10 protein-coding genes are annotated in these 11513 nt (G+C 39.9%); 9 read left to right on the forward strand and 1 reads right to left on the reverse strand.

Annotated features, from left to right (window positions below; all coding sequences use genetic code 11):
* A partial coding sequence (locus tag AC33VI_RS12790; RefSeq protein WP_491782651.1) for a S41 family peptidase occupies positions 1 to 839 on the reverse strand: 839 nt, incomplete at its 3' end.
* A 454-nt stretch (positions 840 to 1293) separates the two neighbouring features.
* Between AC33VI_RS12790 and petB the strand changes: the two genes are divergently transcribed.
* The 9 genes from petB to AC33VI_RS12835 all read left to right on the forward strand — a co-directional run bounded on the left by petB (position 1294) and on the right by AC33VI_RS12835 (position 11273).
* Positions 1294 to 1962 (forward strand): cytochrome b6, encoded by a 669-nt coding sequence (gene petB / locus AC33VI_RS12795; protein WP_491782652.1) that lies wholly within the window; start codon positions 1294 to 1296, stop codon positions 1960 to 1962.
* A 199-nt stretch (positions 1963 to 2161) separates the two neighbouring features.
* Positions 2162 to 2644, forward strand: coding sequence for a cytochrome b6-f complex subunit IV (gene petD, locus AC33VI_RS12800; RefSeq protein ID WP_491782653.1), 483 nt, complete (start codon positions 2162 to 2164; stop codon positions 2642 to 2644).
* Between the two features lie 343 nt (positions 2645 to 2987).
* Positions 2988 to 3446 carry a ribosome maturation factor RimP gene (rimP, locus tag AC33VI_RS12805; RefSeq protein ID WP_491782660.1) on the forward strand — a complete coding sequence of 153 codons (459 nt, stop codon included), beginning with the start codon at positions 2988 to 2990 and terminating at the stop codon, positions 3444 to 3446.
* Positions 3447 to 3525: 79 nt separating this feature from the next.
* Entirely contained in the window at positions 3526 to 4947 is a 1422-nt protein-coding gene (nusA, locus tag AC33VI_RS12810; protein WP_491782654.1) for a transcription termination factor NusA, read from the forward strand.
* Between the two features lie 125 nt (positions 4948 to 5072).
* A complete protein-coding gene (locus AC33VI_RS12815) occupies positions 5073 to 5324 on the forward strand; it encodes a YlxR family protein (RefSeq protein WP_491782655.1) in 252 nt (83 codons plus the stop codon).
* Positions 5325 to 5664: 340 nt separating this feature from the next.
* A complete protein-coding gene (gene infB, locus AC33VI_RS12820; protein WP_491782656.1) occupies positions 5665 to 8589 on the forward strand; it encodes a translation initiation factor IF-2 in 2925 nt (974 codons plus the stop codon).
* 121 nt (positions 8590 to 8710) lie between these two features.
* Positions 8711 to 9334, forward strand: a complete 624-nt coding sequence (locus tag AC33VI_RS12825; RefSeq protein ID WP_491782657.1) for a low-complexity tail membrane protein — start codon at positions 8711 to 8713, stop codon at positions 9332 to 9334.
* 113 nt (positions 9335 to 9447) lie between these two features.
* Positions 9448 to 9642: a hypothetical protein gene (locus AC33VI_RS12830; protein ID WP_491782658.1), complete on the forward strand. Its 195-nt coding sequence runs from the start codon at positions 9448 to 9450 to the stop codon at positions 9640 to 9642.
* Positions 9643 to 9851: 209 nt separating this feature from the next.
* Entirely contained in the window at positions 9852 to 11273 is a 1422-nt protein-coding gene (locus AC33VI_RS12835; RefSeq protein ID WP_491782659.1) for an AAA family ATPase, read from the forward strand.
* Positions 11274 to 11513 lie beyond the last annotated feature (240 nt).

Genomic DNA, 11513 nt, shown 5'->3' on the forward strand with positions numbered 1-11513 from the left:
GTATAAACAATTGTGCCATCGTCCAACCACATCCGCGCAATGTCTACTCCCGCTTGCAACAAGCCTCCAGGATTGTTACGCAAATCTAAAATATAGGCTTCGGCTCCTTGCTTCTCTAAATCGACTACTCCGTGAGCTATTTCCTTAGCTGCGTTAGCACTAAACTGATTCAAACGAACATAACCCACCTTTTGATTGGTAGTGGTATCGAGAGCAGTGTAAACGGGATTGAGAGAAATGCGATCGCGGACTATATTTAAAGTACGAGGTTGGGCATCTTTATCTTGACCCGATTGAATCCTTAGAGATACTTTTGTGCCAACTTGACCGCGCATTCTGGCTGCTGCTTCGTCTAAAGTAAGATTTTTAGTACTAACTCCATCAATTTCCAAAATACTGTCTCTAGGTTCGATTCCTGCTGCTTCGGCGGGAGAGCCAGCTAAGGGAGAGATTACTTCAATTAATTTAGTGGCGGGGTTAATATTAATCTGCAAACCTACTCCCGAAAGTTCTCCAGAAGTATTAACCTGCAAACTATGATACTGCTCTGGTCTTAACAGCCTGGTAAATGGATCGTCTAGAGTTGCTAGCATTTCTTCGATCGCAGTATAAGTCTCATCGCGATCGCGCAATGGTTTTTTAACGTATTTTTCTCTTAGCTTCCACCAATTCTGATGATTGAAAGTTTCATCTAGATAAGATTGATTTACAATTCGCCAAGACTGCAATAGTAGTTTTTGTTCTTCTGTAAAGGCTCTTGCTTCAGGGACAAACCAAACAAAACTAGATAGCAAACAGAATGAAACCATTAGGGCGACAGTAAAAACTTTTTTGACCATGAGAAAAAATATATTAAGTAACTCAGTTGCTGAGATTATTTTATTTTAGTCATTGTTTACCAAATGTTACGTAAAAACCAAAAGAAAAAAATACCTAATTTGTTTGTCTTCTTGGCTTTTAGACAAGGTTACAGCCAAGTAAACCTACAAGATGCCTTATAATACGAGATTAAATAAAGACACCATAGCTTAAAGCTATGTTACATTTTTTAAAGAGGTTTAAGGGCCTTTTGCGAAGCTCTTTTCCTTCTACGGACTTAAATAGCAAATATTACGACCGCGAGTGATATCTGTTTTCAGATAGCAAGGCTTCCATAACAAGCAACACTCAATTACCAAAACTTAATATTTCCATCTGAGACTTACCAAATTTTGGCGAAAACCAGATTGGAAGTCAGTTAATTCGGTAAAATCATCCATAACTATTTTTTTTGTTAGCTAATATATAGGCTTCATGTTTTCCAAACAAGTAACTGATTCAAAAACTTTTCAATGGTTTGATGAGCGTCTAGAAATTCAAGCAATTTCTGACGACATTACCAGTAAATATGTACCCCCTCATGTAAACATTTTTTACTGCTTGGGCGGTATCACTCTAGTCTGCTTTCTCATTCAGTTTGCCACTGGATTTTGCATGACTTTTTACTACAAGCCTAGTGTATCCGAGGCTTTCTCTTCCGTTGAGTACATCATGAACGAAGTTAGCTTCGGTTGGTTAATTCGTTCCATCCACCGTTGGTCTGCGAGCATGATGGTCTTGATGATGATTCTTCACGTCTTCCGCGTATACCTAACTGGTGGTTTCAAGAAACCCCGCGAATTGACTTGGATTACTGGCGTAGTTATGGCAGTAATCACCGTTAGTTTTGGTGTAACTGGCTACTCTCTTCCTTGGGATCAGGTTGGCTACTGGGCGGTTAAAATCGTATCTGGCGTACCCGCAGCAATTCCTGTAGTGGGCGATCAAATGGTCGAACTACTTAGAGGTGGAGCTAGTGTAGGTCAAGCTACTTTGACTCGTTTTTATAGCTTACATACATTTGTATTGCCCTGGTTGATTGCAGTCTTTATGCTGTTGCACTTCTTGATGATCCGCAAGCAAGGTATTTCTGGTCCTTTGTAAATTGAGGTTCTAGAGTCCGTGTCGGGAATCTTGCAACTAATTCCCGATGGCTTTTGGGAATGATAGTAGGTAAATTGTATGTAGTGACATATAGTATTTTTGCTTTATGTCTCTAGTTTAAATAACTTAGACAGCATTATTAGCAATCATTCTTGCTTATTCCAATAGCCGATCTAAAGTAAACTTAGGAGAAAAAATTATGTCAACTCTAAAAAAGCCCGATCTAAGCGATCCCGCTTTACGCGCTAAGTTGGCTCAAGGTATGGGTCACAATTACTATGGCGAACCCGCTTGGCCTAACGATTTGTTATACATTTTCCCAGTAGTAATCTTGGGAACTATTGGTTTGGTAGTAAGTCTAGCAGTATTAGATCCTGCAATTGTAGGCGAACCTGCTAACCCCTTTGCTACTCCTCTAGAGATTTTACCTGAATGGTATCTATACCCCGTATTCCAAATCTTGCGCGTTGTTCCCAGTAAATTATTGGGAATTGCCGCTCAAACCGCAGTACCTTTGGGATTGATGTTAATTCCTTTCATCGAAAACGTTAACAAATTCCAAAATCCCTTCCGTCGTCCCGTAGCTACTACAGTATTCTTATTTGGTACTTTGGTAACTATTTGGTTGGGAATTGGTGCAACTTTTCCCATCGACGAATCTTTAACTTTGGGCTTGTTCTAAATTTTCCCCAGTTTGGGATCGAACCGAGTAACAGTTAATTAACCAGACGCGATCGCTTTTTTTTCTAACTAGTTTTGACTAGATTGAGTGAAAAGCGATCGCGTCTCTTGATTTTTAGGTCTTTGGATAAGGGCTAGAGAATAATTGTCTCAATTTATAATTTATTGGTATCATATATTCAAGGAAGGAAAAATAGTACCTCATCCTTTCTGCCTACAGAAATATCGAGCAGCATAGAAGTGGGAAAACCCCGCTTTTTTTGTTGTCTAAATTAATAGAACGAATACTTTTGCGTGCTAACCGAATATTGCTTTCCTTGGTACAAAGTAATTTCTCCACCAACATGACCCATCCTTTAGTTCCTCAAATTATCGAACTGGCATCCCCTTTAGCTGAAGAATTAAATCTAGAATTAGTCGATGCGGTGTTTCAAACCAACAAGACACCACCTATATTAAGAATTGACATACGAAATCCTCATGCCGATACCAGCTTAGAAAACTGCGAGCAAATGAGCAGAATACTTGAAGAAAAACTAGACTTAACCGACATTATTCCTGGAGCTTATGTCTTGGAAATTTCTAGTCCTGGTGTTTCGCGGACGTTGACTACAGATAGAGATTTTATTGCTTTTAAAGGATTTGCAGTCACCATCAAGACTTTTGCTCCTTACAAAAACAAAAAACAATGGCAAGGTAGACTTCAGCAGAGGGATGAAACAGCAATTCAGATCAATCAAAAAGGTAAAGCGATCGCTATTCCCCGAGAGTTAGTGGCAAAAGTGCAACTGGATGACGAATAATTCTGGCGATCTTCCTCAAATTCAATCCCAAACATTCTATTAACTAATCAAAACTCAACTTTATTTTTAGGAGTAGCATATGACTCTAGTAAGTTTGCCTGGTCTTAAGGCAACTATTGAAGAAATTAGCCAAAGATATAATCTGCCTAGCAGTGCGGTAGAAGAAGCACTAAGAGAAGCTCTGGTCAAAGGTTATGAAAAATTTCGTCGCTCAAAATCTCGTAATGAAGAATTTAGCGAAGAATATTTTGAAAACTTTAACGTTCAACTAGATACAGAAGAAGAAGGATTTAAAATTCTGACCACCAAAACTATTGTTGACGTTAGTAAAGAAAATATAGAAGATCGCGACCACCACATCGCTTTAAGTGAAGTCCAAGAACAAATAGACGACTCAGAAATTCAAGTCGGAGATTCGGTAGTTGTTGATGTGACTCCCGAACAAAAAGATTTTGGGCGGATGGCAGCAATTCAAACCAAACAAGTGTTGTTGCAAAAATTGCGAGATCAACAACGGAAACTAATTCAAGAAGAATTCAACGACCTAGAAGATACCGTTCTCCAAGCGAGAGTAGTTCGCTTTGAAAGACAGTCGGCAATTGTCGCCGTTACTAGCGGTTTGGGACAGCCAGAAGTAGAAGCAGAACTTCCCAAACGAGAACAGTTACCTAACGATACCTATCGCTCGAATACTACCTTTAAGGTTTATCTCAAAAAAGTTAGAGATACTCCCCATCGCGGACCACAATTAATGGTTTCTCGCGCTGCTGCTGGATTGGTAGTAGAACTATTTAGCAACGAAGTTCCTGAAATAGAAGAGGAAATTGTCCGTATTGTGGCAGTAGCTAGAGAAGCTCATCCTCCATCCCGTCATGTGGGAGTTAGAACTAAAATAGCGGTAGATACTTTAGAACGAGATGTCGATCCCGTAGGGGCTTGTATCGGAGCTAGGGGATCGCGAATCCAAGCAGTTGTCAACGAATTGAGAGGCGAAAAAATCGATGTTATTCGTTGGTCGCCCGATCCTGCTACCTATATCGCTAATTCTCTCAGTCCAGCTAGAGTAGATCGAGTGATTTTAGCGGACGCAGAAGAAAAACAATCTTTGGTTTTAGTAGCAGAAGATCAATTAAGTTTGGCTATTGGTAAAGAAGGACAAAATGTCCGTTTAGCGGCTCGTCTGACGGGATGGAAAATCGACATCAAAGATATCAACCTGTTTGATGAAGAAGCGGAAATGGCTAAGTGGGCTGCCATAGCAGAAGAAAAAGCCAGAGCCAAAGCGGAAGCAGAGGCAGCCTTGGCAGAGGAAGAAGCGGAAATGGAAGATTTGGAGTTTGCCGAAGAAACTGAAATGGAAGCAGAAACTGAAACAGAACCAGAAGAAGAAATAGCTAGCGAACCAGTATCAGAAGAAGATGTCTCTGAAGAAGAGGTCGATGTAGAAATATCGGAAGTAGAAGCAGATTCAGAGGAAAGTGTAGAGCCCAAAATAGAATAAATATAGTAGTAGAGGAGATCGATAAAACGCCTGAATTATATTAGTCTATTGCCATAGTTAGAACCCCCAAAAATTATTGACTTTGCAGATCTTCTCTAACTTCAAATAAAATTTCTAAATAATTTATGAAACATAAAAATTATCGTCGATGTATCAGTTGTCGTCGTGTAGCCCCTAAAGAACTATTCTGGCGAGTAGTTAGGATTGCATCAAATCACAAAATAGAAATAGATCGAGGAATGGGGCGTTCGGCATATATTTGTCGCAATAGTCAATGTTTAGAGCAAGCCAGAGCCAAAAATCGCTTGCGCGCTTCTCTCAGAATAAAAGTACCAGAACAAATTTACCAAAATTTACAAGAACGTTTAAATCAATAATGTTTAAGTCTAACTACAAAACCGCATTTTTAGAATAAAAAGCTTAAGATAGTATCGATAATTGGGAATTTTTATCTAAAATAAGGTGTATTGAGGTAGCTTTTCTCGTCATGAGAGGGTGACTTCGGGCTGAACTCGAAGAAAACACCAACTTGAAAATTATGGCTATTATTGATAACCAACAATTTCAGATCCATAGATACAGTTCTATTTTTCTTTCTAGATTCAATCTGATAGAGTCATATAAAGTTTTACCAGTAATCTTAAGAAGATGAAAAACTACACGGACGAACTAATGGTTATGTAAAAAATATAAACAACTAATTGAGGGGAATAGTGGATGAACAACGGCAAAGTAAGAATATACGAACTATCAAAAGAATTACATTTGGAGAATAAAGATATTAAAGAGATTTGCGAACAATTAAATATTGCAGTAAAAAGCCATAGCAGCACCATTACCGCATCTCAAGCAGAACGAGTAAAAGCGATCGCTGCAAAATCCCCTCCCAACAACAAAACCGACCGAAAATCCGATTCAAAAGCTCCTAAAGCTCCAGGAAAACGCAAGCAACAAATTTTGGCAATTCATCACAAAACAGACAGCCCAGACTCTCTAACTTCCCCTAATAAACCAGCATCAGGAGAAGCGCCTAGGTTGGTCTCTCCTCCCAGTCGTCCCAAACCACCAAGTGCAAAATCGATACCAGGGAAATCATTAGCATCGCCCAAAACTTCTCAAAAACAAAACTTCACTCCTAATGACAGCAGTTCCAAGTCGGCATCAGAATCTGCCGAACGATTGACTCCAGTCAAACCACCGAAATTAACTGCTCCGCCTTCTAGACCTCAAAAAGCTAAAAATACGACTAAGAAGAGTTCTCCAACTCCAACAATTAAGCCTAAAGTACGTTCTTTAGAACCTACTCAAGATAAGACAGAAAGAACGGAAAAAGCAGAGAAAAAGAAAAAAGTAATTTCTCCTCTGCCCAAGCTAAATCAAAGACCTCAGAAAGCCCAGCCCCCAGGCAAAGTAGGTAAAATATCGAAAGAAGAAGTTGACGAAACTGTTACCGAAGAAATAGAAGATGAGGATATCGAGCCTGATGAAGTAATCAGTAAAACTGAAGTCAAAAAAGTTACTCGTCTCAAACGTCCTACTCCCCCAAGAAAAGTTAAAGAGTGGGAAAATGAAGAGGATGATGAAGGTAAACAGTCAAAATCCAAAGGTAAAGCTGCCAAGAAACGTCGCGCACCCAAACCCGTACTGGATGATGACGACGATTTCGATACAGATCTCAATACAGTACAAGTCGATACTGCTTTTAGCTTGTCAACGGCTCGTCCTCCTAAACCCTCTTCGATGCAGCAACAACAGCCTGCTGCTAGTACCCACAAAAAACCCCGTAAGCCTTCCTTTAAAACAGAAAAAACTCAAAAAACCGAGCGTCAAGCTAAAGGAAAAGTTACTCCTACTCTACCCGAATCGATTGTTTTGACAGATAATTTGACCGTCAGAGATTTGGCACAAAGGTTGAACACTCCTGAAACTGATATTATTCGGAGTCTTTTCTTCAAAGGAATTGCAGTAAATATTACTCAAACTCTCGACCTAGAAACGGCTCAGATCGTGGCAGAAGAGTTAGGAGTAATCGTAGAAACTCCAGAAGAAACATCAGCAGCAGTCAAAGAAACAGAAATGTTGGATGTAGAAGATTTAGAAAATCTTCAGCATCGACCTCCTGTAGTCACGATTATGGGTCACGTGGATCATGGTAAAACTACTTTGTTAGATTCGATTCGTAAAAGTAGAGTGGCATCGGGAGAAGCTGGGGGAATTACCCAGCATATCGGTGCTTATCATGTCGATGTGGAACACAATGATCAGCAAGAGCAAATTGTCTTCTTAGATACTCCAGGTCACGAAGCCTTTACCGCAATGCGTGCCAGAGGAACGAGAGTCACAGATATAGCTATTTTAGTGGTGGCAGCAGATGATGGAGTCCAACCCCAAACCAAAGAAGCAATCGGTCATGCTAAAGCAGCAGAAGTACCTTTAATTGTGGCAATCAACAAAGTGGACAAGCCCGAAGCAAATCCCGATCGCATCAAGCAAGAATTGACCGAACAAGGTCTAGTTCCCGAAGATTGGGGCGGTGACACCACAATGGTTCCCGTCAGTGCTTTAAAAGGAGACAATCTAGACGAATTACTAGAGATGATTCTTTTAGTAGCAGAAGTAGAAGAACTCTCGGCTAATCCAGATCGTCTGGCAAAAGGTACGGTGATTGAAGCAAATCTCGATCGCAATCGCGGTCCAGTGGCTACCCTGTTAGTGCAAAATGGTACTTTGAAAGTAGGAGATAGTATTGTAGCTGGTTCTGTTCTGGGTAAAGTCAGAGCGATGATTGACGACATGGGCAATAAAGTCGAAGCTGCCACTCCTTCTTTTGCTGTAGAAATTCTCGGTTTAAATGACGTTCCCGAAGCTGGGGATGAATTTGATGTCTATGAAAGTGAAAAAGAAGCTAGAGCCGTTGCCGATCGACGGGCGATCGAACAAAGAGACAGCAGATTGCTACAGTCTATGTCCTCCCGTCGTATCAGCTTGAGTACGATTTCCGCCCAGGCTCAAGAAGGAGAACTTAAAGAACTCAACCTAATTATCAAAGCGGACGTTCAAGGTTCTGTAGAAGCTATTTTAGGCTCTCTAGCTCAGTTGCCGCAAAATGAAGTTCAAATTCGCACTTTGCTTGCTTCTCCTGGGGAAGTAACGGAAACCGATGTGGATTTGGCAGCAGCTAGTGGTGCGGTCATTATTGGCTTTAATACAACTCTGGCATCGGGGGCGAGACAAGCAGCAGACCGCGAAGGAGTAGATATCCGTCAATACAACATCATCTACAAACTACTAAACGAAATCCAAGGGGCGATGGAAGGTCTATTAGACCCCGAAGAAGTAGAAGAAGCTCTAGGTCAAGTAGAAGTTCGAGCAGTATTCCCCGTCGGTCGCAGTGCGGTAGCAGGTTGTTATGTCTTATCGGGCAAAATAGTCCGCAACTGCAAAATTCGCGTTCGTCGCGGTAGTAAAGTAGTCCACGAAGGAGAACTAAATTCTCTCAAACGGATGAAAGATGATGTTAAAGAGGTCAACACTGGTTTTGAATGTGGTGTTGGTGCTGCAAAATTCTCTGACTGGCAGGAAGGAGATATTATCGAAGCCTACGAATTAGTCTTCAAGCGTCGTACTTTAGCAACAAACTAGTTAAAAGGAGAGGCATGGGTAGGGGCTGTTCGCAAACAGCCCTACCGTAATATTTTTAGGTTTACTAACAGATAATTATTAATTATTCATTGTTCATTATTAATTAATAAAAGTCAGATCGATGCTTAATACCAAAGCCTTGCGCTCCGAACCTTTTTTGTGGATTCACTTGTCAGGAATAGCAGTTTTTCCAATTTTTGTGGGATTAAGTGCGATCGCTTTAAGTATTGGAGATAGTTATCATCCAGTTTTAGAACTATTCTTATTATTTATCTTGGGGATAGCTCCTGTATGCTTGATGCAGGTAGCTCGTCCCTTTGATATTTTTAGTATTTTATTGCTATCGATCGCTCCAGAATCTTTAAGGGAAGAACGCAGGGCGATTTTGTCTCTGTTGAAAAGTTTTAAACACAAATTCTTGAGCGCGATCGCAGGGACTTTAATGACTGCTTTGATGTGGTTGGTTTATACCCTGTCTCCCTTAGCTACTGGGATCGTCGATTTTTTGCCTCAGTGGCGTATTTTAGGTTTGGGAATTGCCATTATTGGTATTTACTCTTTTAATTTATTCTTTCAGATTCCTTTAAGCGTTTTGCTAGTATTGTTGACCAAAGAAGCTAAATTATCTCAAACCAAAGCCTATCCCGTAGCAGAAATAGCTGACAGTTTTACCGTGCCTGGGATAAAAATAGACAAAATTCTGTGGTTTGTTCAGCCAGAATTAGACTTAGATGGAAATGCTTAAAAATAGTTGTTTTAACTGTCAATAACTAAAATTGTGTAGTTGCAACTACAATCTGTTTTTTTAGTTAAGTTAAACTAGTAAGTATATAAGACAAATAAGCGATAATAACATAAATGACAAACTCAACAATTACTTCCCAAGCAGGAAGAGAGCAAAATCAAGCAATTTGGTACAGTTTGAGAAAGGCGATCGCTAAAAGTTCTGGTTTTCAAAGTTGGCAGCAAGAACGAAAAATTAACTTAGAAACCGATCTAGATACTCAAGTAAAACGTTATTTAGAAGAGACTTTAGAAACGCTTGCTTACTAAAACAATAAATTCAATCGAACTGCGATCGCACTATCGACAGTTATGGGGAGATGCTATTAATCTTGCATCTCCCTTCGATGTTTTTAAAATGGATTGAAAAAAATCTTAAAGCAAAGATTTCCAACTATTTTGTTTTAGTAAAATTACTTATGATAATTTATAAAGGTTTTAAGCCCTGCGGTTATCTAAGTAAATAAAATTAAAGCAATATGGCACGTAGCTCTTTACAGTTAAACAGTGAATGGATACCGAAAGTAGAAGAATCTTTAGCCACTCGGCAACTCACTCAACGCACCATAGCCGAGCGTTTGGCAATTTCTCGGTCTTCCGTCTCCAAATTTATTAACTGTAAACCAGTTGCCTTAAATACGTTTATTCGTCTCTGCCAAGAACTAAACTTGGACTGGAATGGAGCATCTCAACCAGAGAGAGAATGGAACGATAATATTGAGAGTTTTAAGTTTAAGCAAGATAAGTTTAAAACTAATCCAGGAGGACAAATTCATCCCCAAGAAGTAATTGGTCGCGATCGCACCATTACCGAACTCTGGGATCGATTGAGACAGCAAAGCTTTATTTTTAGCGGCGAAAGAAGAATTGGCAAAAGCAGCATCCTCAAGAAAATGACTCAAGAAGCACCTCCAGATATGCTACTCATTTATCGGGATCTGGAGGGTATCGCCAGTCCCATTGAGTTTGTGGAGGCAGTTTGGCAAGATACCGAAACCTATCTTCGAGAAGCGGGAAAAGCCAGAAGAGTCAGAGAATTTATTAGCGAATTAACTGGCTCTCATTTTATAGAATATCAATTTCCCTCTGCTGTCAAATCCCATTGGAAAACTCTACTGACTAAAACCATCGAAGATTTAGTCACCATGCAAAATAAGCAAATAGTCTTAGTTTGGGATGAAATACCTCATATGTTGGGGAATTTTAGCCCTGCAGCAGCCATGGAAACTCTGGATAGCTTGCGATCGCTTCGTCAGACTTATCCCGATCTGCGTATGGTTTTTTCTGGCTCGATTGGCTTGCACCATATCATTAAAAATCTACAAAAGGCTGGCTACAGCAACGATCCGACTAACGATATGTATCCCGTAGATGGTCAACCTTTGGCTTTAGAAGATGCAGTCAAATTAACCATCAATTTATTGCAAGGAGAAGCGATCGTAGTCGATCGCCTTCAGACAATAGCAGAGGAGATAGCTTTAGCTGTAGACTGCATTCCTTTTTATATTCATCATCTAGTCAATCAATTAAAAGACTATTCAGGGGAAATCGAGCGCGAAATAATTCTTAATACTGTTGATGAATCCCTACGCAACCCCCTAAATATTTGGAAAATGGATCACTATCGCGAAAGAATTGATAATTACTATAACGATGTTCAGAAAATCTATGCCTTAGAAATTTTGGATGTGCTTTCCATCAATCCTCCCACTCCTTTTCTCACAATCTGGCAATATCTTAAAAGCGAACCCCATACCCAAGACAAAGAAATAGCTAGAACTGTTTTGCGGTTACTGATGAAGGACTATTATTTAATCCAAGAAGATAATCTTTCTGGAAGTACTTATACTTTTCGCTATCAGTTAGTTCAAAAATATTGGCGTATTTCGCGAGGATTTTAGCAACCGTTTGTCCCATAAATATAAAATACGCCTAGTGTGAATTAAAATGACGTAAGGAATAGCTCTTAGAGACTGTTTGTAAACAAAAGATAAAAGCTAGGAATGACGGGGAGACTGGGTGACGGGGAGACTGGGGGAAAGTATTCCTGATTTATTCAAAGAGTGCGATCTTTGCGATCCACTCTTTAAAACAAAGGTAGGGCGCATCCATTATTGTTATTTAATATTTCTTTTACAAAC

It is taken from the genome of Waterburya sp. (genome assembly GCF_058530065.1).

Excerpts from the sequence above, each read along its gene's own strand:
- petB (WP_491782652.1), top strand. The coding sequence starts at position 1,294 with ATGTTTTCCAAACAAGTAACTGATTCAAAAACTTTTCAATGGTTTGAT.
- petD (WP_491782653.1), top strand. The coding sequence starts at position 2,162 with ATGTCAACTCTAAAAAAGCCCGATCTAAGCGATCCCGCTTTACGCGCT.
- rimP (WP_491782660.1), top strand. The coding sequence starts at position 2,988 with ATGACCCATCCTTTAGTTCCTCAAATTATCGAACTGGCATCCCCTTTA.
- nusA (WP_491782654.1), top strand. The coding sequence starts at position 3,526 with ATGACTCTAGTAAGTTTGCCTGGTCTTAAGGCAACTATTGAAGAAATT.
- AC33VI_RS12815 (WP_491782655.1), top strand. The coding sequence starts at position 5,073 with ATGAAACATAAAAATTATCGTCGATGTATCAGTTGTCGTCGTGTAGCC.
- infB (WP_491782656.1), top strand. The coding sequence starts at position 5,665 with ATGAACAACGGCAAAGTAAGAATATACGAACTATCAAAAGAATTACAT.
- AC33VI_RS12825 (WP_491782657.1), top strand. The coding sequence starts at position 8,711 with ATGCTTAATACCAAAGCCTTGCGCTCCGAACCTTTTTTGTGGATTCAC.
- AC33VI_RS12830 (WP_491782658.1), top strand. The coding sequence starts at position 9,448 with ATGACAAACTCAACAATTACTTCCCAAGCAGGAAGAGAGCAAAATCAA.
- AC33VI_RS12835 (WP_491782659.1), top strand. The coding sequence starts at position 9,852 with ATGGCACGTAGCTCTTTACAGTTAAACAGTGAATGGATACCGAAAGTA.